Genomic DNA, 26588 nt, shown 5'->3' with positions numbered 1-26588 from the left:
TCTGGCGGACCAAGGAGGTTCAAACACACTGTGACCGGACCTATGCGCCTCACGTGGCCCGACTGCCTCAACGTTCGTGATCTCGGTGGTCTCCCCACGAGTGACGGGCGACAGATCGGTGCCGGTGCGTTGATCCGTTCCGACAACCTTTCGCGGTTGACGGCGGCCGGGGTTCAAGCGGTACGGCGGGCCTCCGTGAGCCGCATCATCGACGTGCGCACGCCCTCAGAGTGCGAAGGAGACCCTTCCCCGTTCGCGACCGAGCCTCTCTACCGGAACATGCCGCTTTACGACGCAGACGATCCGTACGATCCGGCGCAGAGCATCGACCAGCAATATGTGGCGATGCTCGACCTCCACCCCGAGCTGTTCGCCGCCGCGGTCGGGGCGATCGCGGACGCGCCGCCCGGTGGAGTCGTCGTCCATTGCCACGCCGGAAAGGATCGTGCCGGGACCGTGGTCGCACTGGCCCTGAGCCTCGCAGGCGTACCGACTGAAGCCGTCGCGGCCGACTACGCCGTCCTGGACGACCGCATGCGCGACCACCTCGACGAGCAGTTGCTCCTGATCAACGATCCCACCGAGCGGAGCCAGGTAGCTGAGTCCTTCACCGCCCGGCCAGAAACGATGCTCGCAGCACTCAAGCACCTCGAAGACAGGTATGGCGGGGTTGAGCCGTACCTTCGTCACGGAGGTCTGAGCGACAACCAGGTCGACGCGCTAAGAGCCCGACTCATCGAGCGACGGACCTGACAGTAGGGCCGGTACGTGCCCTCCGCGTGCCCCGAGCCAGGGCCGATCACGGTCCGCAGCGGTCAGCGACGGTCACAACGAGCGGGCCCAGACGCGGCGTTCCCCGTGGCCAAGCTGACGCCCGGCCGGGCGGCGTTACTTGGCTTAGAGGCGGCGGGGCTTGAAGCGGCGGATTTCGTGGGGCCAGCCGCAGGCTTCGGCTACCTTGGCGGCCCACAGCTTGGCGGCTTCGTCGTCGGCGACGCTCACCAGGGCGAACCCGCCCAGGTACTCCTTGGTCTCGACGTACGGTCCGTCGGTGACGAGAACCTCGCCGCTGGTCGGGTCGGCGCTGTAGATCGGGCCGTCCTCTTCCTCCAGTCCGCCGGCGAAGACATACACGCCGGCGGCCTTCATCTCCTCCGTCACGGCCCGGGCACGGTCCCCGCGGCCGTGGTACCACTCCTCGGGGTGGTCGCCGACCCATTGCTGGTTGAAGTAGATGAGGTACTCGGGCATGCCTGCTCCCTTGGCTCGAGCGGACCCGGTGTCCGCCTCCACCTACGCTACGAACGGAGCCCGGCGAATCCGACAGAGAAGTAGGAAACCTTCTCGGACGTGTCGGATCGCGGGGTCCGTGTTCGTGGTGTTGGTGTGGCGGCTGGTCGGGTCGCCGGACTGAGAGGAGACGGCTGTGGCGCAGTACTTGATCTCGTTCAACGACGAGTGGGTGCCTGAGCACACGGGTGAGCAACTGCGGGCGAAGAGCGCCGCGGGGCGGGCGGTGATCGCGGAGATGGAGGCTGCTGGGGTCTTCGTGTTCAGCGACGGTGGTATCGACGCCTCGACCGCGATCTGCAGCGTGGAGGCGAAGGACGGCGAGCCGATCTTCAGCGACGGGCCGTACGTCGAGACCAAGGAGCACCTGGGCGGCTTCTGCGTCGTCAGCGTGTCTGACGACGAGACCGCCCGATACTGGGCCGGCCGACTCGCCGTCGCGCTGGACTGGCCGCAGGAGGTCCACCGCTTCCCAGGCAGCGAGCGCCACAACCATCCGACCGAGACGGCGTGACGCGCGCGGGGTGGGTCTGCCGCTGACCCACCCCTGGACTGGTCCCGTGAGACGCAACAGACTGGCTGCCGAGGGAAGGAGACCTTCGTGCGGGTCACGCGTCTGATGGCGAATCTGTCGGTGCCGGACATCGACGAAGCGCGCAGCTTCTACGTCGACTACCTCGGGCTCAGCGACGAGGGGCTGACCGAGCTGGACTGGGTGGCCAGATTCGAGTCGCCCGACGGGCGGGCCGCCGTACAGCTGGTCACCCGTGATGCGACGGCGCCGGCGGACTCGGTGATTTCGGTTGCCGTGGGCGACGACATCGAGGAGGCGTACGCCGAGGCGCAGCGGCGCGGCTTCGAGATCGTGTATCCGCTGACCACCGAGCCGTGGGGGATCCGGCGCTTCTTCGTCCGCGCGCCCGACGGCAATCTGATCAACGTCAACGGGCACAAGGACGCTTAGCGGCTGAACGCCCAGGCTGCCATCCGCGGGAACTCGGCCTGCCAGAAAGGGTCGCCGTGGTTGCCGGGGCGTTCGGTGAGTACGACGTCCGCATCGGCATCGCGGAGGGCGTCTGCCCAGCGGGCGGCGTTCTCCATGAACCACGGCTCTTCGGTGCCGGCCACCAGGTACGCGCGCGGGAGCGGGCTGGGCATGACGTCCGGCGGCTGGTACCCGCCGCCGGGTGAGGCGGCGAAGACCGAGCCGTAGATGTCGGGGTGGCGTACGCCCATCGCGAGCGCGAGTTCGGCGCTCGCGGACACGCCGAACACCGCGGTCCGTTCGGCCGGCAAGGCGACGCCGAAGCGGGATCGCACCCATTCGCGGACGTCCTCGACGAAGAACTTTTCGTGCGCCGCGAACAGCTCCGGGTTGAACGACGGCGAGTACTCCTCGATCCGCGCCATCTCGTCCGGGTCGTCGGTGCGGTACACGCCGACCACCATCGTCGGCGGTACGTCGGCCTGCTCGAGATCGCTGCCCCACTGGGAGATCAGCTGGCCGTCACCCGCGTACACGACGGCCTCGGGCGGATCCGACGGCAGGTACACGGCGGCCTGGCGGCCACCGTCGTACTCGAACATCTCGGTGACGAGCTCGTTCATGCCCAGCGAGTATTCCACGCCTGGCAGACTGACGCGGGTGACTGATCTGGGTGCGTTCGACTTCAGCGGCTACCAGGAGGCGGCGTCGCGGACCGGCGGGGTGGTCGCGACCGATCACCCGATCGTGTACCCGACGCTGGGGCTGGTGAACGAGGCGGGCGAGGTCGCCGGCAAGGTGAAGAAGATCTTCCGCGACCGCCAGGGCGTGATCACCGACGCCGACCGTCAGGCGCTGACACTCGAGCTGGGCGACGTGCTCTGGTACTTGTCCGAGCTGTGCACCAGGCTCGGCATCCGCCTCGAGGACGTCGCCGAACAAAACATCACCAAACTCACCGACCGCGCAGCCCGCGGCGTACTCGGCGGCGACGGCGACCAGCGCTGACCTCTCAGAAACGGAAGACGTCAGCGGCCGCCTGGACCTGAGCCCTCCGCTCCTCCCAGAAGGCCGAGGACGCGCCGTCAAGCTGTTCGCGAAGGATGTCGGCATGCCCAGCGTGCTGCGACGTCTCCGCAACCATCCTGATCAACACCACACCTAGCGTCGTCTCACGCCCACCTCCGACTTCACCATGGTTAGTGCTCGATCAGGCCGCCGGCCTGGACGGGTGGGACGTGGCCGGTGGGTGGGCGGGTGTGGGAGAGGGCTGTGCCGATGTCGACGAGGGCGGCGCGGCGGAGGGTTGGGATGTCGGTGAGCGGGGTCCAGACGGATTCGGCGGTTTCGCCGTTGGGTTCGGGGCGGGTGGTGCCGGCGGTGATGCGGACGGCGTAGAAGATGCCGATGTTCTGGTGGTCGTCGGGCCCGGGACGACGGCGTACGGCGGCTGGAACGATGCGCGAGTCGACCCCCAGCAGTTGCTCGACGACCGACTCGTACCCGGTCTCCTCGGCCACCTCGCGGGTCACCGTGTCGAACGGATCCTCCCCCGGCTCGACACCACCGCCCGGCAGCGTCCACCAGCTCCCGTCGCCGTACGGCGAGACATACCGCGCCAGCAGCACGCGCCCGCCCTCAACACACACCGCGTACGCCGCCACCCGTCGACTCATCCCCGGACCTTAACCCGCGCAACAGGTTGCCTCGGGCAATCGCAGCCTCGGGGTGGACGCATGCGGCCAAGCGCTGGCCGCATTCGCGTGCGTCATGGGGATGTGATCAGGCACGCTTATCGTCGACCCTTGGTGATCATACGATCACTTTGAGCAATCAAGACCGAGGAGGATGAATGCGGAAACTTGCGGCTCTGGTGGCCGGGCTGGTGGTGGCGGCCGGTGGGGTGTACCTCGTGGCAGCGCCCGCGGCGCAGGCGGCCGACTGTGCTGGGACGTACACGATCGTGGTCGGCGGGACCGGTGACAACGACTCCAACGCGCCGTACTGGCAGGGCAACATCAGCCAGCGCGTCGGGTACCCGGCCCAGCCGATCGGCTACAACGCGCGGCAAGGTGTCAACGAGCTGAACCGGCTGATCCGCGATCACCGCAACGCCTGCCCCGACCAGCACGTGAAGGCCGTCGGGTTCTCGCTCGGCGCCGCGGTCGTGCACACCTGGGTGACGGAGAACTGGCAGACGATCGACAACGTCAACGCGGTGCTGATCGCCGATCCCAAGCGCGCCGCGGGTCCCGGCTCGGCCGGCGCCGCCGCACACCCGCTGGTTGCCCCGGTCGTCGGAGCGCCGTTGGCCGGTGCCGACAACTTCTTCGGCGACATCCCGACGCTGACGCTGTGCACCGACGACATCATCTGCGACGCCAACGCGGCGTCGGGCCTGCCCGGATACCTGTGGGAAGGCAGGCACGGCAACTACAACTTCAACGTCGACGTGTACACCGACGACGCTCGCGGCCAGTGGTTCAACGGGGTCTACATCCCCTGACCGGGCCCTTTCGACAGGTAGTGCACCGGTGAGACGCCGTACGCGCGAGCGGCGGCGCGCCCAGGTGCACTACCTGACGGGCGGACACCTCCTGTCGAACGGCCGTGCACGGACAGGGAATTCGGACGACCCGGAGCAAGGTTGGTCCGGGTATGACGATTGAGATCGGGGTCATCCTGCCGACGTCCTCGCCGGATCCGGCGCGGCCGATCCTCGGCGACGTGCGGGCGAGTGCGCGGTACGCCGAGGAGGCCGGGCTGGACTCGGTGTGGTCGACGGATCATCTGATCGCGAGCGCGCCGATGCTGGAGAGCTCCGTCGTCCTGGCGACGGCGGCCGCAGTGACCGAGCGGATCACCATCGGGTACAACGTGATGCTGCTGGCGTTGCGGCCGGTCGCGTGGGCGGCGAAGCAGATCAGCACGTTGCAGCTGGTCTCCAACGATCGCCTCGTGGTCGGCGTCGGGACGGGCAATCCGGCGCACGGTGACATCGGGTGGCGTGCGGCCGGGGTCGAGTTCAGTGAGCGTGGGCGGCTGACGGACGAGGCGCTCGCCGTGCTGCCGGAGCTGATCGCGGGCACCAGCCCCGACTACCAGATCTCTCCCGGCGCGAAGGTGCCGCCGATCTTCGTGGCAGGGAACGGCGTACGGGCGCACCGGCGAGCGGCGGCGTACGGCGACGGGTGGGCGACGATCGCGATGACGCCGGACGAGGTACGCAGCAACCTGGAGCGGATCAACGAACTTGCCGACGGCAAGCAGTTGAAGGCGACCGTGGTCGCGCCCCAGCTCGACGGCGACCCGCTCGAACAACTCGCCGCCTACGAAGCCGCCGGCGTCGAGCGCATCATCCTCCCGCCGACCGGCGACTGGCACCACGATTACGACGAAGCAGCCAAGCTACGCACGGCCTACCGCAGCTGAATTCGGTGCCGCGGTCGCGAGCCTGCTGGAGTGGGTTGGTCGAAGGCCCACTGATTGGACCTGTCAGGCCGGGGCGTCGGTAGGGAGACTGGCTTGTATGTATGTTCCTGCGCACTTTGCCGGCGAGGATGAGGCTGTTCTGGGGTTGTTGGACAACGCTGGAGCGGCGGATCTGGTGACGGCGACGCCTGATGGGCTGGTGGCGACGATGTTGCCGTTCCTGTACGACCGTGAGCGGCACATGTTGCTCGGGCATCTGGCGCGGAACAACGAGCACTGGCAGCTCCCGGTGATCGGTGACGCGCTGGTGATCATGCGGGGGCCCGACGCCTACATCTCCCCCACTTGGTACGCCTCCAAGCAGGAGCACGGTCGCGTCGTCCCGACCTGGAACTACATCACCGCTCACGTCCACGGCACGATGACCGTGCACGACGACCCCGCCTGGGTGGAGGACGTCGTACGGCGGCTCTCGGACCGGCACGAGTCCGGGCGGGCGGAGCCGTGGTCGGTGGACGACGCGCCGGCGAAGTTCGTCAGCGGGCAGCTGCGCGCGATCGTCGGCGTGGAGATCGCGATCAAGCGGGTCGAGGCCAAGTTCAAGCTCAGCCAGAACCGCCCGGCCGCGGACGTCGACGGCGTGATCGCCGGCCTCCGCGCCGACGGCGACGACCGCTCGGCAGCCGCCGTAGAACACCACCGCCCTTAACCAGTTTGACCTTGACCCTGGTGGCAAGGTTTACGCTCCCAGCATGTCTGGAGTTGTGGTGGTAGGAGTGGGGCCCGGGCTGGGCCTGGCGGTGGCGCGGCGGTTTACCCGGGAGGGGATGAGCGCCGGGCTGATAGCGCGCTCGGAGGCGACGGTGAAGGCCGCGGCGGGCGAGCTCGGAACCGCAGACGTTCTGCCGGTCACCGCGGACGTGACCGACGAAGGCGCGCTCCGAACCGCGCTCGATCGAGTGGTTGACGCGTACGGCGTGCCGGAGGTCGTCGTCTACAACGCGGCCCTCATCCAGCCTGACCGGATCGGCGACCTCACCGCGCAGCAGCACCTCGACGCGTTCGCGGTGAACGTGGTCGGCGCGATCACCACCGCCGCCCACCTCGCGCCCGCGATGGCCGAGCGCGGCAGCGGGTCGTTCCTGATCACCGGCGGCATGCCGGTGCCGAAGCCGGACTACGCGAGCCTGTCCCTCGGTAAGGCCGGCGTGCGCACGGTCGTCACCCTGCTCGACCAGCAGTACGGCGCCGCCGGCGTCCACGCCGCGAGCGTCACCGTCAGCGGCGGCGTCTCCCGTGGCGGCCTCTGGGACCCGGACGACATCGCCGACCACTACTGGCGTCTCCACCAGCAGCCCCGCGGCGAATGGATCCACGAACTCGTCATCTGACCTCTTGTCGTATTGTTCAACAATCCCTATCGTGAGATCACCGGCGAAGGGGGTCTCATGACGATCGCAACGCTCACCCCGGCCCAGGCGCGTTCGCTCTTCCGGGACGACTACAGCGGGCCGACCACCGGTTGGGCCGGCGGCTACACGCAGACCAATCTCATCGCGGTCCCCGCGGACTGGGCGTACGACGTGCTGCTCTTCTGCACGCGCAACGCCCAGGCCTGCCCGGTGCTCGACGTCAGCGACCCGGGCGACCCGACGACCCGGCTCGCGCGCGGAGCCGACCTGCGGACGGACCTCCCGCAGTACCGGATCTGGCGCGACGGTGTGCTGGTGGCCGAGGTGGCGGACGCGACCGAGGCGTGGCGCGACGACCTGGTCGCGTTCTCGCTCGGCTGCAGCTTCACGTTCGAGACCGCCCTGGCGGCCGAGGGCATCCCGCTGCGGCACGTCGACCAGGGGCGGAACGTGGCGATGTACGTGACCAACCGCGAGTGCGAACCCGCCGGCCGGCTGCACGGTCCGCTCGTCGTGTCGATGCGCCAGATCCCCGCGGACCGGGTCGACGACGCCGTCCGGATCACCCGCGCGATGCCGGCGGTGCACGGCGGCCCGGTGCACATCGGCGATCCGGCCGGGCTGGGGATAACCGACCTGGCGCGACCGGACTTCGGCGATCCGGTCGACGCGGCCGACGGCGACGTACCGGTGTTCTGGGCGTGCGGGGTGACGCCGCAGGCGGCGCTGATGGCGTCCCGGCCGCCGTACGCGATCACCCACGCGCCGGGCTACATGTTCATCACCGACCGCCGCGACAGCGACTACCGCCTCTAGAGCAGGCCGGGTTCGGCCGTCCGGTTGCGCCACCGGAAGTCGCAGACGACGGCTCGGTGGTCGGACGGGTAGATGCCGTCGACGGCGTCACCCGCGATGACGGCCGACTCGACGTTGACCAGCTGATCCTCGTGGCCCGGGCGGTAGAAGATGTGGTCGATCCGCTGGTCGACCAACTCCGGGCCGGCCTCGAGTGGGGCGGACGGATGCGTCGACGGCAGCGTGACCGCGTCCGGCGCGCCGTCGCCTGCCGTCCACGCGTCGATCAGCACGTCGCGCAGCGGACGCAGTACGGCGCTGTCCGCCGCGGCGTTCAGATCGCCCATGACCAGCGACGGACACGGCCCGTCGACGGCGGGATCGGTGCCGAGATCGGCGAGGAGTGCCGCCTGGGAGAGCCGGTCGTCGCTGAAGGTCGTGGCGTGTTCCAGGCAGGCCGCCACGACCGGTACCGGACCAGCCGGATGAGTGATCCGGGCGCGCAGGGCGACCGGATCCCAGGACCGGTGGCGGGCCGGCATCGGGACCGCCTCGTGGTCGGCGATCGGCCACCGACTCAGCAGCGCGACGCCGAGCTCGACCCCGTCGTGGTCGGGCGCCGACGCCGGATCCGGGGACCGCGGGTACGACGGCGACGCGAAGACCGCGTGGAAGCCGAGCGCGTGGGCGAACTCCTCCGCCTGCGTGGTGCCGTCGGCGCCCCACACCTCCTGCAGCGCGATCACGTCGGGGGTGAACCGCTCGATCGTCGCGAGGATCCCTGGCTGCCGTTCCCGCCAGCGCGGCCCGAACCGCCACCAGATGTTCCAGGTCATCGCACGCAGCTGCGGGTCGGCCACGACTGCTCCCTCCGAGTCGGCTGAGGTCCCTGTACCCACCCCCCGGCTGGCACAAGATAGTTGCCCCGAGCACCTTCCTTCCGTGTCAATTTGTGCACGGAGTGTCACAGACTGTCACGGCGGGTTTACGGCTGCGTGCAGATGTCCGGACAGGGCTGGCGGCGGTACCGGCGGGCGGCTGATCGTCGAGTCAGGAAGTCGAGAAGAGTTCGAGTCAGGTCGACCACGGGAGGGTCCGGACACGTGCTCGAGACTTATCGCGGGATCCCACATCTGTTGGACACCTGGCTCGTGCTGACCGGCATGGCGTTTCCGGTCGCGCTGTCCGCGCTTCGGCGCCCGGGCGAGCTGGTCCCCCGGCTGGCGGCGTTCTGCGTACCGGCCGCGTTCGCGCTGGTGATCGCGGCGACACTCAGCCCGACGACCCACCGGCTCGGTCAGATCGGCCAGTGCGGCACGCACCTGACCACCACCGGCGGGCTGACGTCACTCCAGGGGTTGCTCAACGTCGTGCTGTTCGTGCCGGCCGCGGGCATGCTGACGCTGGCCAGCGGCCGCCCCGGGGACGGCATCGCCGCCGGAATCGGGATGTCGGCCGCCGTCGAGGCCGTCCAGGCGCTGGTGCCGCAACTCGGCCGGTCGTGCCAGTTGCACGACCTGATCGCGAACTCGCTCGGCGCCGTCTGCGGAGTCGGGTTGGCCGCCGGCGTCCAGACGTTGAGCCGGCGCGTCCGCCCGGGCTTCCTGGTCGTCAGCCCGGCGGTGGTCGAACACGCCGCGATGCTCGTCGTCCGGCGACCGCGACATCCGGCCCGGCACCGCCGGGGGACCCTGACGCGGCCGGTCAGATATCACAGTACGAATACACAGTTATCCGGATAGTTATCCACAGGCTGTGGATAGGACCGTGGATGACCGCGTGACTACCTGGGGATATCCACAGGTCAGGGCCGGACGTCGAGTCCGAGCGCGGCCGCGACGACCATCGCCTGGGTGACGTCGATGCGGGCGTCCTTGAGCGTGACGGTCAGTGGATCGAGCGTCGACAGGTCGGATCCGCGCAGATCGGCGCCGGTGAGATCGGCCCTGTGCAGGGACGCGCCGGACAGGTCGAGGTCCCGCAGCACCGCCTTCGGGGCCCGGGCACCGGTCAGATCGGCCTCGCGCAACTTCACGCCGGTGAACTCGGCGCCCTTCAGGTCCGCGCCGGGCAGTCCGGTGAACGACCAGTCGCCGCCGGTCACCTTCATCAGGCTGTACGTGCAGTCGTCGAAGAAGCTGCCGACGAACTTGCACCGGGCGAACGTCGTGTCGAACAGCGAGCACCGGACGAACGTGCAGTTCACGAACGCGGCGTCCGTGTGCGTCGAGGCGTTGAACCGCACCCCGCGGAACGTGCACTCCTCGAACACGCCGCCGCGGTTGTCCACCTCGGTCAGGTCGGAGTCCACGAACAGCACCCGGCGGTACGTCTGCCCGGACGGGTCCGCGTCGTCCCAGTCCCGGATCGTCGACTCGGTCGGCGCCGCCGGACGCCCGTCCACTCGATCAGCCATGGCGCCCACAGTGCCACGCCGTACGGACAGAGTTGTGATGCTGACGATCGACAACCCCCACGCGACCGACAAATAACGACCGCACGATGGAGGGGTGACCGGAACTGAGCGGGTGATGGTGTTCGGCGCGGGAGGTTTCCTCGGCGCCAGGATCTGCGCGCTGCTCGCCGACCGGGGGATCGAGTACCGCGGGCTGAGCCGGACCCGGAGCGAGCCGCACCGGCGCTGCGACCTGGCCGCGATGCACCCGTACGCGCTGGACACCCAGATCGGGATGTACAAGCCGACCGTGATCGTCAACGCGGTCGGCGCCACGGTCGGCGAGCCGGCCGAGCTCGTCCGGGCGAACGTGATCGCGGTCGAGGCCCTGCTCGCCTCGGTCCGTGACCAGGCCGGCCACGCCCGGTTCGTCCAGCTCGGCTCCGCGGCCGAGTACGGCGGGGCGCCACACGGCACCAGCCTGTCCGAGGAGAGTGCGGCCCGGCCGGTCGGGCCGTACGGGATGACCAAGCTGGCCGGATCCGAGCTCGTCCTCCGGGCGCAGCGGGCCGGCGCCGATGCCGTCGTACTGCGCATTTTCGACGTGATCGGGCCGGGGGCGCCGGACAGCACGTTGACCGGCCGGGTGATCCGGGACCTGCGGTCGCGGCAGCTGATCGAGGTCGGATCCCTGGACGTGTGGCGCGACTTCGTCGACGTCCGGGACGTCGCCGAGGCGGTGCTCGCGGTCGCGCTCGCGGACCGGAAGCTGCCACCGGTGCTGAACGTCGGGACCGGCCGGGCGACCCTCGCGCGCGACGTCGCCGGGCAATTGTTCGAGCTCAGCGGCCAGCCGGCGACGATCGTCGACGACACCGGCCAGGAAACCGCCCTCGGCGCCCCGTGGCAGCAGGCCGACACCACCCTGATCGGCGACGAGCTCGGCTGGTCACCGAAGATCTCCCTGGACCAGTCCCTGTCGGACAACTGGGCTGAGCCAGACTAGGTGCGTGGAGATCCGCTCGCTCAGTGAGGCCGCGCCGGATCGGCGGGCGCCTGCCGTCAACGAGGATCTCGTGCTGACCGGTCCCGATTTCGCCGTCGTGCTGGACGGGGCTACGGCTCCGCAGGGCGTCGAATCCGGCTGCCGGCACGACGTCCCGTGGCTGGTGAAGCAGCTCGCGCAGCAGTTGGCACCTCCGCTGCTCGCCCAGTCAGCCGGATCGCTGCCGGACGTGCTCGCCGACGCGATCGCCGCGGTCCGTGCGTCCCACGCGGACACCTGCGACGTCGGCAATCCCGACAGTCCGTCGTCCACCGTTTCGATCGTTCGGCTGCACGCGGATCACGTCGAGCATCTGGTGCTGGCCGACTCGCCCGTGGTCATGCGCTCCGCCGACGGCAAGGTCACCGTCCACAGCGACGACCGGCTCGACCTGCTGCCGGAGCGGACCCTCGAGGCGGTACGCCGGTTGCGCAACCAGCCCGGCGGCTTCTGGGCGGCGAGCACCGTGCCGGAAGCGGCGTACCAGGCGGTCACCGGGACGACGGACCGCGCCGACATCGACGTGATCGCCGTCCTGTCCGACGGCGCGTCCCGCTTCACCGAACGCTACGGCCACTCGTGGGACGAGCTGCTCGACGTACTGACCACTGACGGTCCGCGCCGGCTGATCGACCGGGTGCGCGACCACGACGCCGCGTGCCCCACACCGGGCTGGAAGCGGTACGACGACGCGAGCGTCGTCCTGCTTCAGGGGCCGTAGGTCGGGAAGCCCGGGCCGGGTTGCTGCCGGCGCGGCGCGTACTGCGGCGGCTGGGGCGGGGGCACGAAGTCCTGGACCCGCGGCGGCCCGAGGCGCTCCTGCTGCCAGCTGCCGACCTGGAGCAGCAGCAGGGCGGCCGTGATCGCCGCGACCACCAGCAGCACCGCCGCCACCGTGAACCCGATGTTGACGGCCAGCGCGAGGCGGACCATGAAGTCCTGCAGGTCGTAGATGTCGACGTACGGGTTGTCCGGATCGCCGTTGTCGGCCGCGTTGACCAGCCGGACGATCCAGATGATCATCGTGATCACCGCGGCCGCTCCACCGCCGACGATGATCACCCAGAAGGCGCTCCACGACACCCACCAGGTGTAGAGCAGGGCGCGGATCCCTCCGGACCGCGCGACACCGGGACGGCTGGGCGGCTCGCTGGCGCGGGCGACGTCCTCGACGACCTGCAGCGGGTACCAGAACTGCACGATCGGGCAGAACCACGAGCCGACGACCCAGCCGGCCGCCCTGCGGTGCGTGCGCTGAGCGGGCACGGTCGGGTTCGGGGCGAACGGCGAGTAGAGGAAGTCGACGTTGTCGCGGGCGCGCCACAGCCAGACCAGGAATGTGATCCCGGTTCCGACCAGCAGGTAGCCCACCAGGTCGAGAAGCGGTCCGCTGCCGGCGATCGACTCGATGCCGCGGTCGATCTCCTCGTCGGACAGCAGCCCGTACACGAACCGCTTGACCTCGCCGTACGAGCGCCACATCAGCACACACTGGATCACCGCGCCGAGCGCGGTCACCCCCATCAGCACGATGCTGACGATCGCCAGCGCGCGCAACGGCCGATACTGCGGCACCACCGGCATCGGCTGGTACGGCGGCATCGGCTGGTACGGCCCCGGCCCCTGGTACGGCCCCGGTCCCTGGTACGGCCCCGGTCCCTGGTGCGGCCCGGGCCCTTGGTGCGGCCCCGGCCCTTGATACGGCCCCGGTCCCTGGTGCGGTCCCGGATATGGCTGCGTCACACTCCACCTCCCCGGAGCCAAGTTAACCCCACGGCTGGAGTCACACGGCCGCGAAGGCCTCCTGCACCGCGGGCAGCGCCAGCTCCCGGTCCGCCGCCGACAGCCCGATCCGCGTCCGCCGATCCAGCACGTCGTCCACGGTCAACGCCCCCTCGTGCCGGACCGCGAACTTCACCTCCGCGTACGTCGTCCGCAGCCCCGGCGCGATCGGGTCCCGCAACTCGGGCGGACCCGCGATCACCTGCGGCGCCTCCACGCCGTACCGCTGGACGAACCGGGCGGGCGCCCGGACCGCGGCCAGGTGCACCCGATCGGCCGCGCCGACCAACGGGATCCGATGCGTCTCGCAGGACCGCCGCACCTCGAGTGTGGACTGCGCGAGCGCCGTGTCGAGCGCGTCCTGCGCCATCCGCCGGTAGGTCGTGAGCTTGCCGCCGACGATCGTGACCACGCCGTCCGGGCTGGTGATCACCGCGTGCCGCCGGGAGATGTCGGCGGTCTTGTCCTCGCCCTTGTGGTGACCCGTGTCGAGCAGCGGCCGCAGCCCGGCGTACGTGCCGAGCAGGTCCGCGCGAGTGACGGGCTGCTGGACCGCCGAGCTGATCGTGTCCAGCAGGAAGTCGATCTCCGCGTCGCTCGCCCGCGGCACGTCGCTCACCGGGCCGGGCGCGTCCTCGTCGGTGAGCCCGACGTACACCCGGTCGTCGGGCGCCGGGATCGCCATCACGACGCGGCGCAGCTCCCCCGGCACCGGCACCGTGAGGACGGCGGACAGCCCGCCGAACACCGACTGCGGCAGCACCAGATGGGCGCCGCGGCTCGGGCGGAGTTTGATGCCGGAGGCAACCTGGTCGGCCCAGATACCGGCGGCGTTGATCACGATCCGCGCGTCCACCGAGCGCCGGTCGCCGGTCAGCTGGTCGACCAGGACCGCCCCGCGGCCGGTGACATCGGTGGCGGCGACGCGGGTCAGGATCCGGGCGCCGTACTGCGCCGCGGTCCGGGCGATCGCGACGACCAGGCGTGCGTCGTCGTACAGCTGCCCGTCCCAGGTCAGGAAGCCGCCGCGCAGGCCGTCCGGGCGCAGCGTCGGTGCGTACCGGAGGATCTCGGCCGAGCTGACCCGGCGGGAGTGCGGGAGATAGTCGTCGCTGGTGCGCGCGAACGTGCGCAGGACGTCGCCGCCGAGGAACGCCGACCGCAGCAGCGCGGCCTGCGCGAACCTTGCCTGCGGCAACCACGGCGCGACCTGCGGGATCGGGTGCACCAGGTGCGGGGCGGTGGTCTTCATCAGGATGCCGCGCTCGACCGCGCTCTCGTACGCGATCCCGACATGGCCGGACGCCAGGTACCGCAGTCCGCCGTGCACGAGCTTCGAGCTCCATCGGCTGGTCCCGAACGCCAGGTCGTGCTTCTCCACCAGGGCAACGCTCAGTCCGCGCGCGGCCGCGTCCAGGGCGACGCCGACGCCGGTGACCCCGCCGCCGACGACGAGCACGTCGACCGCCCGCAGCTCGTTGAGCTCCCGGGCCCGCCGTGCCGCGTTCAGACTCGCGTTGCCCAGGGAGATCACGGCGTCAAATACCTCGTGAGCATCATCCGCAGCTCCTCGTCGAGCTTCGGATACTCGTCCTTCTCCGCCATCACCGGGCCGGACACCGCGGACGCGAGCGAGACCAGGATGATCTGCCGGGCCAGCCACACCGGGTCGCCGTCGCGGATCGACCCGTCGGCCTGCCCCTGGCGGATGCCCTCCTCGACCAGCGCGAGGTGCGCGACCGTGCTGCTGCCGCGCCGCTCCAGCAGGTACGGCGTGAGGAACTCGGGGTCGAGCTCGATGATCTTGCGCATCAACGGGTGCACGCGGGTCTTCGCGACCACCTCGACGACACCCTCGACCAGGCGGGCGCGGCCGTCGACGGCGTCCGGCTGGAACGCGGACACCAGCGCGATCGTCCACTCCCGGGTCATCAATGCGGCGACCACGGCCTGCACGTTCGGCCAGCGCCGGTAGAGGGTCGCGCGGGAGACCTCGGCGTGCCGGGCGATGTCGGCCATCGTCATCCGGCGCATCCCGATCGCGAGCAGCAGCTCATACGCCGCGTCCAGGATCCGCTCCTCGCCGATCGCGTTCGCCGGCGCCGGGCGCGTGCTGGTCTCTTGATCCGATTCGCTGCTACGCTGAGACATCACACGTCAGAGTGTATCAGCGACTCTGTGATCCCGGAACTGTCCAGGGGAGGTGGGAGCCAGGGGGTTCCACCTCCCCTGGACGCTACCTCGCAACACCACCGAAAGGGAGTCAGCGATGACCGAATCCGACCTCCCGGTGGTGCAACTCACGCCCGGCCGCTGGGGCGACCCGGACCACCCGGTCGACCTCCCTGCGGCGGCCCGGGAAGCTCTCAAGCACCTAGGCGTCCAGCACCCACCCAACGCAACTCGGCCCGACACCGCAGGTGAGGGTGTGCTGTCTGCGTCGCAGTTGGGGTTCTTGACGGCAGTTGTGGGCTCTGAGCACGTCGCTGCTGACTGGGACTCCCGGTGGGCGCACACGCGGGGCTACTCGACGACGGACCTGCTGCGGTTCCGTGCCGGCGACACCTCCGACATGCCCGACGCAGTCGTCTACCCGGGCACACACGACGAAGTACAAGCACTCCTGTCGGGCTGTGCTGCCCACGACCTGGCGGTCGTCCCGTACTCGGGCGGCACGTCGGTCGTCGGCGGGCTGGCGCCCACACGCCGCTTCATCACGGTGGACCTGAGGCGCCTCGACCAGCTGCTCGACCTCGACGAGACCTCGCGAACAGCCACGCTCCAGGCAGGCGTCCGCGGGCCGGCAGCCGAGGCTTTGCTGGCCGAGCGCGGCTACACCATCGGCCACTTTCCCCAGTCCTACGAGGGCGCATCGATCGGTGGGTACGCGGCAGCACGCTCGAGCGGCCAGTCCTCCGCCGGATACGGACGCTTCGACCAGATGGTGGTCGGCCTGACGCTCGCCACCCCGAGCGGCACGGTCGAGCTCGGCCGGGCCCCGATGTCCGCGGCCGGCCCCGACCTGCGCCAGCTCGTCCTCGGCTCCGAAGGTGCGTTCGGCATCATCACCTCGGTCGTCGTACGGATCCGCCCGCGACCGGCCGAGCGGCACTTCGAGGGCTGGCGCTTCGAGAACTTCGACGCGGGCCTGACCGCCGTACGGCGACTCGCGCAGGACGGGCCGTTGCCGACGGTGCTGCGGCTGTCGGACGAGGTCGAGACCGCGGTGAACCTGGCCGACCCGGACGTGCTGGGCGGCGGCTCCGGCGGCGTACTGGCGATCGTCGGATTCGACGGCCCGTACAACCAGGCGACCGCGGACGTGCTGACCGCCGCCGGCGGGCAGAACCTCGGCGAGGGGCCGGGCGAGACCTGGCGGACCGGTCGCTACCGGGCGCCGTACCTGCGCGATCCTCTTCTGGACGAGGGCGCGCTCGTCGAGACGCTTGAAACGGCCGCGTTCTGGTCGCGCATCCCTGCCTTGAAGGCAGCCGTCACCGAAGCCGTCGTCGGCGCGTTGAGCGCGACGCCGCCGTTGGTGCTGTGCCACATCTCCCACGTCTACGAGACCGGCGCGTCGCTGTACTTCACGGTGATCTGCGCCCAGGCCGGCGATCCGGTCGAGCAGTGGCGCACGGCGAAACGCGCGGCCAACCAGGCGATCGCGGCCGCCGGCGGCACGATCTCCCACCACCACGGCGTCGGCACCGACCACCGCGACGCCTACGCGGCAGAGGTCGGCCCGCTGGCGATCGAGGCCCTCCAGGCCGTCAAACACACGCTCGATCCCGACAACGTGATGAGCCCCGGCATCCTGCTCCCCGACGCCGGGAGCGACTCTTGACTTCAAGTTGACTTGAGGTACGACGGTGTCGGCATGACTCCTGAACCGTCCGATCGTCCCGTTGCCCTGATCACCGGCGCGTCCGCCGGGCTCGGTCTCGCCCTCGCGCACGGTCTGGCCGATCGCGGCTGGGCTCTCGTCATCGACGCTCGCGGCGCCGAAGCACTCAAGGACGCCGCCGACGCTGTGGCCGACCGCACCGACGTCGTACCGCTGGCCGGCGACGTCACAGACCCGGACCATCGCGCCGACCTCGTCGACGCGATCGCCGAACTCGGGCGGCTCGATCTGCTCGTCAACAACGCCAGCTACCTCGGGCCGAGTCCGCTGCAAGCACTTGGCGCAGCAGACCTTGACCAGTTGCGGCGGGTGTATGAGGTCGACGTACTCGCGCCGGTCGCGTTGACGCAGGCCCTGCTTCCTGCACTCACCACGGCGTCCGGTGTGCTGATCAACATCAGCTCCGACGCAGCCGTGGAGGCTTACGAGACCTGGGGCGGCTACGGCTCGGCCAAGGCTGCGCTCGACCACGCGACTCGGGTCCTGGCTGCGGAGCATCCGGCGCTGGCCGTGTACGCCGTTGATCCGGGCGATCTGCGGACCGCGATGCACCAGGCCGCGTTCCCCGGTGAGGACATCTCCGACCGGCCTGAGCCCGCGACCGTCGTACCGGCGTTCCTGAACCTGTTGGACAGCCGGCCCGCGAGTGGCAGGTACCGGGCGGCCGAGTTCGCGCCGGCGGTGACGTCGTGACGGTGCATCCACACACCAGGTTCGTCCTGCCGGAGGCGCTGAACGCCGGCGAACCACCGGAAGCCCGCGGCCTCGCGCGGGACCAGGTGAAGCTGCTGGTCGCGGAGGGGTCGACCGTCACGCACACCCGGTTCGACCGGATCGGCGACCATCTGCGGGCCGGTGACCTGCTGCTCGTCAACACGTCGAGCACGCTGGCCGCGGCCGTCGACGGCACGCCGTACACCGTGCACTTCTCGACACCGCTCGACGACGGCACGTGGGTCGTCGAGCTGCGCGACGGCGGTGCGCCGATGTTCGACGGTGCGGTGGGTCAGCGGGTGGAGCTGCCCGAGGGTGCGTTGACGCTGCTGGCGCCGTACCAGGGCAATCGGCTGTGGATCGCCAAGCCGCCGGTGGACGATGTGCTCGGGTATCTGCGGCGGCACGGGCGGCCGATCACCTATGACTATGTCGGCAAGCGGTGGCCGCTGGCGTCGTACCAGACCGTCTTCGCGCGCGACCCTGGCAGCGCGGAGATGCCGAGCGCGGCACGACCGTTCAGCTTCGAGCTGGTGAGCCACCTGGCGTCGGAGGGTGTGCTGATCGCGCCGATCCTGCTGCACTGCGGCGTGTCGTCGCTGGAGAGCCACGAGCCGCCCCAGCCCGAGCGGTACGACGTACCCGCGCATACCGCCCGGCTCGTCAACTGGGTCAAGGCGAACGGCGGACGCGTCATCGCGGCAGGCACAACCGCCGTCCGCGCCATCGAGACCGCCGCCGCCCCCGACGGAACAGTCACCCCGTCCCACGGCTGGACCGACCTGATCCTCGGCCCGGACCGACCGCCACACGTAGTGGACGGCCTCATCACCGGCTGGCACGCCCCCGAAGCCTCACATCTACTCCTATTGGAGTCGGTAGTCGGCCCCGAACAAGTCCAACGCGCCTACACCGCCGCCCTCACCCACCACTACCTCTGGCACGAATTCGGCGACAGCTGCCTACTACTCCGCTGACTTCAGGAGGCCTTGGCAGGCGGCTTCTTGGTGGAGATGCGGTTGGTGGTCTGGAGGGCGGTGACCGCGCTCGGGGTTTCCGGAGCCGTGGGCCGCACGACCTGATGCTCGTTGCCAGGGCGCGCCCGTTTGTCCACTGCGCGTGGGCTCATGTGGATGTCCTTACCAGTTGGTCCCCCGTCGGGACGTCACCTGATTAGACAAGCACCGCCACCCACCTGTCACCGGGATTAACCCAACTGAGCCAAGATTGTGGCCTAGGCCGATTAGTTGCCTTTTGAACCGCCGGACCCGAGCAGGCGAAACGAAAGTGGCCTGAAAGCGGGGCCGCCTGGACTGGTTGTGCGCTGACCTTCAGCGCGAAACCAGGAAGGGATGTTCATGAAGCGAGTACAGATCTTCGCAATCACGGCCTCGGTCCTCGGAGTTGCGGCAGCCGGCCTGGCGTCTCCGACGCAGGCGTCCGCGTCGGAGCCGTCCGAGTTCAGCCCGCAGACCAGTGCGGGACCGTGCCTGCCTTGGCACGGGAACGACTACATGCGGGTGGGGTTCGACGGCAGCTCCAGCGGGCTGACGTACTGCCTCGGCGGTGCTGGAACCACCAACTACAGATTCAACGGCGTCTACCGGTTCTCGTCGGGCAACAACCAGGGGAGCGTCACCTGGTGCGACGGCTACTGGACGCCATTCGACAAGTGGGTCACCTGGACCGGCAGCAAGCTGAAGGACAACTGCATCTCGAAGATCGTCATCCGCTAGCCCGCAACCGCCGGCCTTCTTGTGAAAAGGCCGGCTGGGTGACGTGTACAGGCGCTCGGGAACCATATGCGGCCAAGCCAGGAGCCGGCTCGACATACCAAGCCCGCTCCTAGCTTGCCCCGGCACCGCGTGGGGCTTCTACTTCAGCTCACGTGCCTACGCGTTCTGTTTGTTGTGGCGGTTGTTCGAGAGTTGTACGTAGATCCAGCCGATGGCGGCGCCGGTGATGAAGCCGCCCAGGTGGCCTTGCCAGGAGACGCTGGGGATGGCGAAGGACAGGAAGGCGGTGACGGCGACGTACATGATGATCCAGGTGATGTCGAGGCCGCGGGCGCGGCTGATCACCAGGAGGGCGCCGACCAGGCCGAGGACCGCGCCGGAGGCGCCGAGGGTGGCGCCGCCGGGGGACGACAGGAGCCAGACCGCGACGCTGCCGCCGAGTGCGGACAGCAGGTACAGGATCGTGAACCGGAGCCGGCCGAGCATCTGCTCCAGTGGCGGGCCGAGCTGCCACAGCATGAACAGGTTCGAGAAGATGTGGAAGAACTGCCAGTGCGTGAAGGTCGACGTGAGCAGTCGCCACGGCTCGGTCTCGGCCAGGACCGGCACCATCACCAGGTCGCCGAGGAGTTGCGGGCTGCCGGCGCGCACCGCGAGGAAGATCAGCAGGTTCAGCGCGATCAGCGTGTAGGTGACGACCTGCTGGCTGCCGGCGCGCTGGATGCCGCCGAGCGACGTCCGGGTGCGCGGCACCGAGCGGACGCCCTCGTTGAAGCAGTTCGGGCACTGGAAGCCGACGGCGGCGCTGTTCATGCAGTCCGGGCAGATCGGCCGGTCGCAGCGCTGGCAGCGCACCCCGGCGGGCCGATCCGGGTGCCGGTAGCAGACGGTCTCGGTCACGCGGGTTGCGTCCCTCCCCTGGAAAGCGCGGGGCCGGCTGCGTGCCGGCCCCGCGGGAAACTCAGGCGTTCTTGCGCTCGACGACGACCTTGTTGATGACGATCGGCTCGAGCGGCCGGTCGCCCGGCGCGGTCTTCGCGGTGGCGATCGCGTCCACGACCTTCTTCGACTCGTCGTCGACGACCTCACCGAAGATGGTGTGCTTGCGGTTCAGGTGCGGCGTCGGGACCACGGTGACGAAGAACTGCGACCCGTTGGTGCCGCGGCCGAACTGGATGCCGGCGTTCGCCATCGCGAGCAGGTACGGACGGTCGAACTGGAGCTCCGGGTGGATCTCGTCGTCGAACTGGTACCCGGGCGTGCCGGTGCCGGTGCCGAGCGGGCAGCCGCCCTGGATCATGAAACCGTCGATCACCCGGTGGAAGCCGAGGCCGTCGTAGAACGGGCGGGTGACCTGCTCCCCGGTCTCCGGGTCGGTCCACTCCTTGGTGCCCTCGGCCAGGCCGACGAAGTTGCTCACCGTCTTCGGCGCGTGGTTGGGGAACAACCTGATGACGACGTCGCCCTTGTTCGTCTGCAGGGTTGCGTACAGCTCTTCGGCCACGGGAGTCACTCCTAGTCGGAATACAACAACTGACAACCTCGATCCTGTCATGCCGCTTCAAGCAGACGACCACCAACCCGCCGCGGCAGGTCGGCCGGCCCGCCACCACGCCCGTACGCGCTGCACCACCCCACCACCCGCCTCCCACGGCGCAGCCCACCGCGTGCGCACAACCCTCCATTTCAGCGGCTATCCCTTTGTATGGAGGGTTGCCCCCTGAAAATCCGAGGGGGCAACCCTCGAATTGAATGGGCAAGCTGCCGCAGCTGGGGGGGTGCGCCGCGGCGCGGTGGTGGGGGTTGTAGGGGTGGGGTGGTGGGGGGATGTGTACGGAGAGTGCGGTGGGGGCACCGGGTTATCGGCTCGTGACGTCGTACGATGCAGATGAAGCCGGATTTGTCCAGAGCCGTAACCAGATGGAGCCCATGTCGCCGATGGGCGGGAGAGCTGTCCGCTGGGGCGGGTGGCACCGAGGAGGGAACCGTGGGTTTGAGGAAGTCCAAGGGCCGGGTCGAGACCGCCAAGGACCGGGTCCGGCCGCTTGCCGAGTCGGCGTCGGAGAAGCTCGGACCGGCCGTCGGCCAGGTCCGCGAGCACCTCGGACCGGCTGTAGGCACCGCACGGGAGAAGGTGTCGCCGTACGCCGAGAAGGCCGTCGAGCGGGGCGCGCACCTCGCCGCCCAGGCGGTGGAGAAGGCCGGACCGGTGCTCGACGACGCACTCGCCAAGGTGGGACCGGCGACCGAGCACGCAGCCGAGAAGGCCCGTGGCCGGCTGAACGAGGATGTCCTGCCGAAGGTGACCGCCGCGCTGGCGACCCTGGCAGCCGCCGCCGAGCCGGTCATCGAGGAGTCCAGCCGTCGCGGCAAGGCCACCAAGGCCGCGCTCAAGGGTGAGCTCGAGGTGCCGAAGAAGAGCCACAAGCTCCGCAACGTGGTGCTGTTCCTGGGTCTCGGCGCACTGGCCGCGGCAGCGGTGAAGAAGCTGCTGACGCCGCCGGAGCCGGCCTGGCAGTCCACGCCGACCAGCGGTCGCGACTACAGCTCGGCCCCGGCCGGTGCGACGTCGCGCCCGACCGACACCACGACGTCGTCCAACGGCCAGACGGACGCGAAGCCGGCCCCGAAGCCCGGCTCCGAGGCCAAGACCGACGCCGCCGCGGCGGGCACCGCCAAGGCCGACGCGCCCAAGACCGACGCGCCCAAGGCGGAGGCTCCGAAGGCGGACGCCCCGACGACCGAGGCCAAGGCCGACGAGGTCACCGACGACGTGAAGGCCGCGTCGAACGGCGTCGCGAAGAAGGCCACCACCAGGAAGTCGACGGGCTCGGGCGAGTCCAAGCCCAGCGGCTCCTGACACCACCGCAACGGCGAAGGTCCCGAACCCCACCGGGGTTCGGGACCTTCGTCTGTCCGGACGTCGCCTTGCGCGAACGACGTCAGTCGACCTCGGGTGCGGGGTCGTCGGACTTCGCCATCGTGTACCGGCCGGCGGACAGCAGCTGCGTGGCGTACCGGTGCGTGATGCACGGGTAGGTGCCGCCGCAGCTCAGACAGACCGCGTCGTTGCGGTGCAGCCAGGGAACGACCTTGAGCCGCTTCGTCCAGGTCAGCGGTTCCCGGTCCGGGGCGTGCATCCGGAGCGCCGCGCGGGCGGCGTCCTGGATCTCCGGGGCGGACCATTCCTCGGCGCTCTTGTCCATCAGGGCACTGAGATCGGGGTGGAGGTGGTCAGTGGTGCGGGCTTTGTTCATTTGTATGTCTTCCAAGGCAGGTGGGAGGACGCCTTAATCGCTCGCTTCAAACGTTAGTGCCCCGCCATGTCACCCGCGCCCCGAGACGGCCCGCCCGGGTGTCAGATCTTCGTTAGTTCCACAGCGTCTCGAGCGTGACGCGAGCCTCGAGCTCGAGCAGGTGGCGCTTGGTCGGGATGCCGCCGCCGAAGCCGACCATCTTCCCGCCGGCGCCGACCACCCGGTGGCAGGGCACGACGATCGCGATCGGGTTGCGGTTGCACGCCGTGCCGACGGCACGCGCGGCACCGATGTCGCCGACGATCTTCGCGACGTCGCCGTACGTCTGCATCTCGCCGTACGGGATCCGGGTGAGCTGTTTCCAGACGGCGCGCTCGAAGTCGGAGCCGCCGCGGACCGACAGCGGCAGGGTGAACTCCTGGAGCTCCCCGGCGAAATAGGCCTTCAGTTGCTCGGCGGCCTCGGTGAGCAGCGGGTCGCTGCCGAGCGGCCGGTCGGTGGCCCCGAAGTGCAGCCGGCAGAGCCCGGTCTCGTCGACCGCGAGCGTGAGGTCGCCGATCGGCGAGTCGACCACGGACCAGTGCATACGACCATCCTCTCCACCCGCACCGACATTTTCTGGCAGGAATGCGCCACGGACCGGCCGCAACCGGATGTTCTCGCCCGGTCACGCCCTGTTGTGCTATGTCTGATCCATGCCGAGCCGGGCGTCGCAAGTACCGCTGGACCGGTGGTTCAGTTCCGAGCGGGCGATGGGTATCGGTGCCTCGATCCTGATCGGACTCGTCACCGTCACCACGTGGTCGACCGCGTGGTCGGACTGGAACCTGTACCGGACCCGCAAGGTGTACGGCGACCGGCCGGACAAACTGGCCGAGGCTGATCTGGTCTCCGGCTCGCTCGGCATCGTCGCCGCGCTGGCGCTGCTCGCCGCGGCGGTGGTGTTCATCGTCTGGCTCTGGCGGGTCCGCTGGAACGCGGAGATGTTCTGCCGCGGCGAGCACCGCTTCACCCGCGGCTGGGTGATCGGCTGCTGGCTCGTCCCGGTGGTGAACCTCTGGTACCCGAAGCAGGTCGTCGACGACGTGATCGCGGCCAGCGACCCGCGTACCGATCCGTTGACGCCGGCACTGAAGGACGTCCCGGGCACGCGGCTGGTGTGGGCCTGGTGGCTGACCTGGGTGGCCGGGCTGGTCACCGGGAACATCGTGCAAAGAGGAGTACTCGTCGGCGCGTCGCAGCTCGGAGACCTGCGGACGAACGTCATACTGTCCTCCGTCTCGGCGCTGTTCACCACCGCCGCGGCCGTCTTCGCGGTGATCCTGGTCCAGCGGATCGACGAGCTGCAGTCCCAGCGTCCCTGGGTGCCGTGGTGGGCGGTCGGGACACCGCACAGTGGCTTCCAACCTCCTGCGCGGTAAACCAAACCGTCACGCCCCGTCTTTTCCCTCGTTACCAATGGTGATGGGCGTACGAAAAGAACACGTTAAGTCGACACCCTCTGTGCTGGGGCCGACTGCCCTGGCATACCTACTTCGTGGTATCAATGTGGCTCGGTCACGCGGGGGCAGGGCCAGGCAGAGAAGCCGGACAGACGACGGAGTTCCAGCAACGCGAGGGACGCGAGACGTGAGCCACCCGCAGGCATTGATGACTGCTGTCGAGGATCAGGAAGAGTGGCAGCCGCACGCGGCTGAGGAGTTCCAGCAGGTCGGGACGGTCGGGAAGATCGCCATCGGACTGCTCGGGGCGTCGACGGTCACCCACCTGTTGTCCACCTGGTCGGACTGGAACACGTATTCCGTGGTGCACCGCTACCTCGGCGGGATGCCGAACGTCGACGACGCGGACCTGAACCGCGCCGACGCCATCGCCAAGGTCACCGCGATCCCGAACGTGATCGTCTCGGTCGCCGCCGCGGTCGTCTTCGTCATCTGGTTGTGGCGGGCCCGGGTCAACTCCGAGGTGTTCTGCCAGGCCGACCACCGCCGCAGCCACGGCTGGGTGCTGGCGAGCTGGTTCTGCCCCGGCCCGAACCTCTGGTACCCGAAACAGATCGTCGACGACGTCTGGCTCGCCAGCGATCCGAAGACCCCTGTGTACAGCGACGACCTGCGCCGGTTCAGGACCCCGACCCTCACGTCCGTGTGGTGGGTCGCCTGGATCGGCGCTCTCGCGTTCGACGTCGTGGTCCGCCGGTTCCTGATGTGGATGGAAGCCACCGTCGGATCGCTGCGCGGGATCGCCCTGGCCGGTACGGCCTCGCTCCTGCTGACGGTCGTCTCCGCGATCGCCGCGACGATGGTGATCCGCAAGATCAACCACATGCAGACCACCCGCAAGTGGGTGCCGTGGTGGGACCAGGGCCCGAAGCTGAGCGCGGTTCCCGCGTACGACGACAGCAACGTCCCGTCGTACGCGAACGACGACACCGACGAGCAGCCGGCGATCTCCGAGCCGATCGCGGCCGGCCCGGCGCTGGGTCTGGTCCGCGAGCCGCAGCTGCAGATGGCCGGTGCGCCGGAGGCGGCCAGCCCGTTCGCCCCGGCCGCCCAGGTCCAGGCCCCGACGCCGTACGCGCCGGGCCCGCAGGCACCGGCGCCGTACGCTCCCGGCCCGCAGGCGCCCGCGCCCTACGCACCGAGCCCGCAGGCGCCCGCGCCCTACGCACCGAGCCCGCAGGCGCCCGCGCCGTACGCTCCGGCTGCCGAGCAGGCGCCGGTGCAGAACCCCTTCGCGCCGCAGACCTTCCCGGGTGACGGCGCGGCCGCGCCGGCCGCCTTCGCCGGCAACCCGCAGGTCGACGAGGGGCCGAAGTGGAGCCCGTTCGCCCCGGTCGTGGAGAACTGGCGCGACGACGAGGCCGGCCCGGCGACCGAGCAGTTCAGCCCGATCGAGTCCTGGCGGGACGAGAAGCCGGTCGAGGAGACGACCTACGAGGCGCCGCAGCAGAGCTGGGAGGACTACCGCAGCTCGGTCACCGGCGACGCCCTCGGTACGACGGGCAGCTGGCTCGACGAGGCCGCCCCGATGACGGTCGTCCAGCCGGACCCCTACGCCTACCAGCCGGAGCCGGCCCCGCAGCCCGCCCCGCAGCCGCAGCCGCAGCCCGCCGAAGAGCAGTGGGCGGCGCGCTACTCCGAGCCGTACTCCTACGAGTCCGACTACCTCACCTCGACGGCCTCCCCCGCGGAGGCGCAGACCGCACCCGAGCCTGAGCCCGCGCCTGTTGCGCGCGCCGGCCGCCGGGCCGCTCGGGTCGCGGTCGACAGCCCGTCGGCGATCCAGCCGGCCGTCCCGGACCAGTCGACGCCGCACGCGGCCCGCGCCGAGACCTACACGGCGTACTCGGACCACAACGTCTACGGCCAGTCCGAGCACACCCAGCCGTCGTCGCACGTGTCCGCCTCGTCCGGCTACTACGAGCCCGCGCCGGCCCCGAGCCACCCGGAGCAGGACGACTTCCTGACCCCGTCGAAGCCGCTCCCGCCGGTACCGTCGTACGGCCCGGAGCCGACGTACTCGTCGAACAACGACTACACCGACTACGGCTCGTCGTCGTACGCGTCGGACTACTCGTCGTCGTACGACAACAGCTCGAACAACTCGAACAGCTACCAGTACGACAGCTACAGCAGCGAGTACAACAGCACCGAGACGTACGAGACCTACAGCCCGAACTACGCCACCGAGTCGTACCAGTCGCAGTACGAGCCGGAGCAGACCGAGTACCAGCAGCAGTCGCCGTACACCTACGAACAGCAGCAGCAGCCTGCCGACACCGACCAGCCGACCAACCCGCGGACCCACCCGCGTCGCGGTCGCTGGGGCGTCTGATCTG

At 69.7% G+C, this 26588-nt stretch carries 32 protein-coding genes and 1 pseudogene; 19 read left to right on the top strand and 14 right to left on the bottom strand.

From position 1 onward, the window contains the following. Positions 1–42: 42 nt before the first annotated feature. The gene (locus tag ABZW60_RS11085; RefSeq protein ID WP_355475596.1) at positions 43–753 is read left to right on the top strand and encodes a tyrosine-protein phosphatase; all 711 of its coding nucleotides are present in this window, start codon (positions 43–45) and stop codon (positions 751–753) included. A gap of 144 nt (positions 754–897) precedes the next feature. Here the strand turns inward: ABZW60_RS11085 and ABZW60_RS11080 are convergent, their stop codons facing one another. Next, a complete protein-coding gene (locus ABZW60_RS11080) occupies positions 898–1251 on the bottom strand; it encodes a YciI family protein (protein ID WP_355475595.1) in 354 nt (117 codons plus the stop codon). Positions 1252–1426: 175 nt separating this feature from the next. Between ABZW60_RS11080 and ABZW60_RS11075 the strand changes: the two genes are divergently transcribed. Then, positions 1427–1804 (top strand): YciI family protein, encoded by a 378-nt coding sequence (locus tag ABZW60_RS11075; protein ID WP_355475594.1) that lies wholly within the window; start codon positions 1427–1429, stop codon positions 1802–1804. Between the two features lie 87 nt (positions 1805–1891). Further along, a complete protein-coding gene (locus ABZW60_RS11070; protein ID WP_355475593.1) occupies positions 1892–2254 on the top strand; it encodes a VOC family protein in 363 nt (120 codons plus the stop codon). On the opposite strand, the gene ABZW60_RS11065 is transcribed toward ABZW60_RS11070, so the two are convergent. Further along, complete coding sequence (locus tag ABZW60_RS11065) at positions 2251–2916, bottom strand: alpha/beta hydrolase-fold protein (RefSeq protein WP_355475592.1); 666 nt, start codon at positions 2914–2916, stop codon at positions 2251–2253. The genes ABZW60_RS11070 and ABZW60_RS11065 overlap by 4 nt on opposite strands. Before the next feature lie 19 nt (positions 2917–2935). On the opposite strand from ABZW60_RS11065, the gene ABZW60_RS11060 reads away from it, so the two are divergent. Beyond that, on the top strand, positions 2936–3283 hold the full coding sequence (locus ABZW60_RS11060) for a nucleoside triphosphate pyrophosphohydrolase family protein (RefSeq protein ID WP_355475591.1): 348 nt from the start codon (positions 2936–2938) through the stop codon (positions 3281–3283). Positions 3284–3287: 4 nt separating this feature from the next. On the opposite strand, the pseudogene ABZW60_RS11055 reads toward ABZW60_RS11060, so the two are convergent. Beyond that, positions 3288–3443: pseudogene (locus ABZW60_RS11055) on the bottom strand (DUF664 domain-containing protein); the annotation flags it as partial. A 31-nt stretch (positions 3444–3474) separates the two neighbouring features. Then, complete coding sequence (locus ABZW60_RS11050; protein ID WP_355475590.1) at positions 3475–3951, bottom strand: NUDIX hydrolase; 477 nt, start codon at positions 3949–3951, stop codon at positions 3475–3477. Positions 3952–4127: 176 nt separating this feature from the next. On the opposite strand from ABZW60_RS11050, the gene ABZW60_RS11045 reads away from it, so the two are divergent. The 5 genes from ABZW60_RS11045 to ABZW60_RS11025 all read left to right on the top strand — a co-directional run bounded on the left by ABZW60_RS11045 (position 4128) and on the right by ABZW60_RS11025 (position 7935). Next, positions 4128–4781, top strand: coding sequence for a cutinase family protein (locus ABZW60_RS11045; protein ID WP_355475589.1), 654 nt, complete (start codon positions 4128–4130; stop codon positions 4779–4781). 152 nt (positions 4782–4933) lie between these two features. Beyond that, positions 4934–5707, top strand: coding sequence for an LLM class flavin-dependent oxidoreductase (locus tag ABZW60_RS11040; RefSeq protein ID WP_355475588.1), 774 nt, complete (start codon positions 4934–4936; stop codon positions 5705–5707). Positions 5708–5804: 97 nt separating this feature from the next. Beyond that, complete coding sequence (locus tag ABZW60_RS11035; protein WP_355475587.1) at positions 5805–6416, top strand: FMN-binding negative transcriptional regulator; 612 nt, start codon at positions 5805–5807, stop codon at positions 6414–6416. Positions 6417–6459: 43 nt separating this feature from the next. Then, positions 6460–7098, top strand: coding sequence for an SDR family NAD(P)-dependent oxidoreductase (locus ABZW60_RS11030; RefSeq protein ID WP_355475586.1), 639 nt, complete (start codon positions 6460–6462; stop codon positions 7096–7098). Between the two features lie 57 nt (positions 7099–7155). Further along, positions 7156–7935, top strand: coding sequence for a putative hydro-lyase (locus tag ABZW60_RS11025; RefSeq protein ID WP_355475585.1), 780 nt, complete (start codon positions 7156–7158; stop codon positions 7933–7935). Here the strand turns inward: ABZW60_RS11025 and ABZW60_RS11020 are convergent. After that, on the bottom strand, positions 7932–8774 hold the full coding sequence (locus ABZW60_RS11020) for an endonuclease/exonuclease/phosphatase family protein (RefSeq protein ID WP_355475584.1): 843 nt from the start codon (positions 8772–8774) through the stop codon (positions 7932–7934). The genes ABZW60_RS11025 and ABZW60_RS11020 overlap by 4 nt on opposite strands. Before the next feature lie 243 nt (positions 8775–9017). Between ABZW60_RS11020 and ABZW60_RS11015 the strand changes: the two genes are divergently transcribed. Beyond that, complete coding sequence (locus ABZW60_RS11015; protein ID WP_355475583.1) at positions 9018–9656, top strand: VanZ family protein; 639 nt, start codon at positions 9018–9020, stop codon at positions 9654–9656. Between the two features lie 62 nt (positions 9657–9718). Here ABZW60_RS11015 and ABZW60_RS11010 read toward each other — a convergent pair whose 3' ends face one another. Further along, positions 9719–10330 (bottom strand): pentapeptide repeat-containing protein, encoded by a 612-nt coding sequence (locus tag ABZW60_RS11010; protein WP_355475582.1) that lies wholly within the window; start codon positions 10328–10330, stop codon positions 9719–9721. A gap of 94 nt (positions 10331–10424) precedes the next feature. Here ABZW60_RS11010 and ABZW60_RS11005 point away from each other — a divergent pair, with 94 nt between their 5' ends. Both ABZW60_RS11005 and ABZW60_RS11000 read left to right on the top strand, forming a co-directional pair. Next, the gene (locus ABZW60_RS11005; protein WP_355475581.1) at positions 10425–11315 is read left to right on the top strand and encodes an NAD-dependent epimerase/dehydratase family protein; all 891 of its coding nucleotides are present in this window, start codon (positions 10425–10427) and stop codon (positions 11313–11315) included. A gap of 4 nt (positions 11316–11319) precedes the next feature. Further along, the gene (locus tag ABZW60_RS11000) at positions 11320–12075 is read left to right on the top strand and encodes a protein phosphatase 2C domain-containing protein (RefSeq protein ID WP_355475580.1); all 756 of its coding nucleotides are present in this window, start codon (positions 11320–11322) and stop codon (positions 12073–12075) included. Here the strand turns inward: ABZW60_RS11000 and ABZW60_RS10995 are convergent. The 3 genes from ABZW60_RS10995 to ABZW60_RS10985 are packed head-to-tail and all read right to left on the bottom strand — an operon-like array spanning position 12063 to position 15287. After that, positions 12063–13097, bottom strand: coding sequence for a DUF4328 domain-containing protein (locus ABZW60_RS10995; RefSeq protein ID WP_355475579.1), 1035 nt, complete (start codon positions 13095–13097; stop codon positions 12063–12065). The genes ABZW60_RS11000 and ABZW60_RS10995 overlap by 13 nt on opposite strands. A gap of 40 nt (positions 13098–13137) precedes the next feature. Next, positions 13138–14670 carry a glycerol-3-phosphate dehydrogenase/oxidase gene (locus tag ABZW60_RS10990; RefSeq protein ID WP_355475578.1) on the bottom strand — a complete coding sequence of 511 codons (1533 nt, stop codon included), beginning with the start codon at positions 14668–14670 and terminating at the stop codon, positions 13138–13140. Continuing rightward, entirely contained in the window at positions 14667–15287 is a 621-nt protein-coding gene (locus tag ABZW60_RS10985; protein ID WP_355475577.1) for a helix-turn-helix domain-containing protein, read from the bottom strand. The genes ABZW60_RS10990 and ABZW60_RS10985 overlap by 4 nt, the downstream gene beginning before the upstream one ends. Before the next feature lie 118 nt (positions 15288–15405). Here ABZW60_RS10985 and ABZW60_RS10980 point away from each other — a divergent pair, with 118 nt between their 5' ends. From ABZW60_RS10980 to ABZW60_RS10970, 3 genes are read left to right on the top strand one after another with little or no spacing between them, the layout of a single operon-like run. Then, on the top strand, positions 15406–16980 hold the full coding sequence (locus ABZW60_RS10980; RefSeq protein ID WP_355475576.1) for an FAD-binding oxidoreductase: 1575 nt from the start codon (positions 15406–15408) through the stop codon (positions 16978–16980). A gap of 33 nt (positions 16981–17013) precedes the next feature. Then, on the top strand, positions 17014–17733 hold the full coding sequence (locus tag ABZW60_RS10975; protein WP_355475575.1) for an SDR family oxidoreductase: 720 nt from the start codon (positions 17014–17016) through the stop codon (positions 17731–17733). Continuing rightward, on the top strand, positions 17730–18731 hold the full coding sequence (locus ABZW60_RS10970; protein WP_355475574.1) for an S-adenosylmethionine:tRNA ribosyltransferase-isomerase: 1002 nt from the start codon (positions 17730–17732) through the stop codon (positions 18729–18731). Before ABZW60_RS10975 ends, ABZW60_RS10970 begins: the two co-directional genes overlap by 4 nt. Positions 18732–18733: 2 nt before the next feature. Here the strand turns inward: ABZW60_RS10970 and ABZW60_RS10965 are convergent, their stop codons facing one another. Then, positions 18734–18883 (bottom strand): hypothetical protein, encoded by a 150-nt coding sequence (locus ABZW60_RS10965; protein ID WP_355475573.1) that lies wholly within the window; start codon positions 18881–18883, stop codon positions 18734–18736. A gap of 229 nt (positions 18884–19112) precedes the next feature. Here ABZW60_RS10965 and ABZW60_RS10960 point away from each other — a divergent pair, with 229 nt between their 5' ends. Further along, a complete protein-coding gene (locus tag ABZW60_RS10960) occupies positions 19113–19490 on the top strand; it encodes a hypothetical protein (RefSeq protein ID WP_355475572.1) in 378 nt (125 codons plus the stop codon). Positions 19491–19646: 156 nt separating this feature from the next. Here the strand turns inward: ABZW60_RS10960 and ABZW60_RS10955 are convergent, their stop codons facing one another. Continuing rightward, positions 19647–20390 (bottom strand): rhomboid family intramembrane serine protease, encoded by a 744-nt coding sequence (locus ABZW60_RS10955; protein WP_355475571.1) that lies wholly within the window; start codon positions 20388–20390, stop codon positions 19647–19649. Between the two features lie 61 nt (positions 20391–20451). After that, a complete protein-coding gene (locus ABZW60_RS10950) occupies positions 20452–20982 on the bottom strand; it encodes a peptidylprolyl isomerase (RefSeq protein ID WP_355475872.1) in 531 nt (176 codons plus the stop codon). Between the two features lie 495 nt (positions 20983–21477). Between ABZW60_RS10950 and ABZW60_RS10945 the strand changes: the two genes are divergently transcribed. After that, positions 21478–22350, top strand: coding sequence for a hypothetical protein (locus ABZW60_RS10945; RefSeq protein ID WP_355475570.1), 873 nt, complete (start codon positions 21478–21480; stop codon positions 22348–22350). 82 nt (positions 22351–22432) lie between these two features. Here the strand turns inward: ABZW60_RS10945 and ABZW60_RS10940 are convergent, their stop codons facing one another. Both ABZW60_RS10940 and ABZW60_RS10935 read right to left on the bottom strand, forming a co-directional pair. Then, a complete protein-coding gene (locus ABZW60_RS10940; protein WP_355475569.1) occupies positions 22433–22747 on the bottom strand; it encodes a hypothetical protein in 315 nt (104 codons plus the stop codon). Positions 22748–22859: 112 nt separating this feature from the next. Beyond that, complete coding sequence (locus ABZW60_RS10935) at positions 22860–23333, bottom strand: methylated-DNA--[protein]-cysteine S-methyltransferase (RefSeq protein ID WP_355475568.1); 474 nt, start codon at positions 23331–23333, stop codon at positions 22860–22862. 166 nt (positions 23334–23499) lie between these two features. Here ABZW60_RS10935 and ABZW60_RS10930 point away from each other — a divergent pair, with 166 nt between their 5' ends. Continuing rightward, on the top strand, positions 23500–24168 hold the full coding sequence (locus ABZW60_RS10930; protein WP_355475567.1) for a DUF4328 domain-containing protein: 669 nt from the start codon (positions 23500–23502) through the stop codon (positions 24166–24168). A 229-nt stretch (positions 24169–24397) separates the two neighbouring features. Further along, on the top strand, positions 24398–26584 hold the full coding sequence (locus ABZW60_RS10925; RefSeq protein WP_355475566.1) for a DUF4328 domain-containing protein: 2187 nt from the start codon (positions 24398–24400) through the stop codon (positions 26582–26584). Positions 26585–26588: the final 4 nt, after the last annotated feature.

This window comes from Kribbella sp. NPDC003557 (genome assembly GCF_040610805.1).
Taxonomy (GTDB): domain Bacteria; phylum Actinomycetota; class Actinomycetes; order Propionibacteriales; family Kribbellaceae; genus Kribbella.
The sequence above is the reverse complement of the archived record's forward strand: the minus strand, read 5'-3'. Positions and strand labels throughout refer to the sequence as shown.

Bases quoted from the DNA above. Each gene is read 5' to 3' on its own strand.
- ABZW60_RS10940 (WP_355475569.1), bottom strand. From the start codon at position 22,747: ATGAACAAAGCCCGCACCACTGACCACCTCCACCCCGATCTCAGTGCC.
- ABZW60_RS11045 (WP_355475589.1), top strand. From the start codon at position 4,128: ATGCGGAAACTTGCGGCTCTGGTGGCCGGGCTGGTGGTGGCGGCCGGT.
- ABZW60_RS11080 (WP_355475595.1), bottom strand. From the start codon at position 1,251: ATGCCCGAGTACCTCATCTACTTCAACCAGCAATGGGTCGGCGACCAC.
- ABZW60_RS11085 (WP_355475596.1), top strand. From the start codon at position 43: ATGCGCCTCACGTGGCCCGACTGCCTCAACGTTCGTGATCTCGGTGGT.
- ABZW60_RS11010 (WP_355475582.1), bottom strand. From the start codon at position 10,330: ATGGCTGATCGAGTGGACGGGCGTCCGGCGGCGCCGACCGAGTCGACG.
- ABZW60_RS10975 (WP_355475575.1), top strand. From the start codon at position 17,014: ATGACTCCTGAACCGTCCGATCGTCCCGTTGCCCTGATCACCGGCGCG.
- ABZW60_RS10980 (WP_355475576.1), top strand. From the start codon at position 15,406: ATGACCGAATCCGACCTCCCGGTGGTGCAACTCACGCCCGGCCGCTGG.
- ABZW60_RS11035 (WP_355475587.1), top strand. From the start codon at position 5,805: ATGTATGTTCCTGCGCACTTTGCCGGCGAGGATGAGGCTGTTCTGGGG.
- ABZW60_RS10935 (WP_355475568.1), bottom strand. From the start codon at position 23,333: ATGCACTGGTCCGTGGTCGACTCGCCGATCGGCGACCTCACGCTCGCG.
- ABZW60_RS11025 (WP_355475585.1), top strand. From the start codon at position 7,156: ATGACGATCGCAACGCTCACCCCGGCCCAGGCGCGTTCGCTCTTCCGG.
- ABZW60_RS10960 (WP_355475572.1), top strand. From the start codon at position 19,113: ATGAAGCGAGTACAGATCTTCGCAATCACGGCCTCGGTCCTCGGAGTT.
- ABZW60_RS11030 (WP_355475586.1), top strand. From the start codon at position 6,460: ATGTCTGGAGTTGTGGTGGTAGGAGTGGGGCCCGGGCTGGGCCTGGCG.
- ABZW60_RS10930 (WP_355475567.1), top strand. From the start codon at position 23,500: ATGGGTATCGGTGCCTCGATCCTGATCGGACTCGTCACCGTCACCACG.
- ABZW60_RS10925 (WP_355475566.1), top strand. From the start codon at position 24,398: ATGACTGCTGTCGAGGATCAGGAAGAGTGGCAGCCGCACGCGGCTGAG.
- ABZW60_RS10965 (WP_355475573.1), bottom strand. From the start codon at position 18,883: ATGAGCCCACGCGCAGTGGACAAACGGGCGCGCCCTGGCAACGAGCAT.
- ABZW60_RS11050 (WP_355475590.1), bottom strand. From the start codon at position 3,951: ATGAGTCGACGGGTGGCGGCGTACGCGGTGTGTGTTGAGGGCGGGCGC.
- ABZW60_RS10985 (WP_355475577.1), bottom strand. From the start codon at position 15,287: ATGTCTCAGCGTAGCAGCGAATCGGATCAAGAGACCAGCACGCGCCCG.
- ABZW60_RS11040 (WP_355475588.1), top strand. From the start codon at position 4,934: ATGACGATTGAGATCGGGGTCATCCTGCCGACGTCCTCGCCGGATCCG.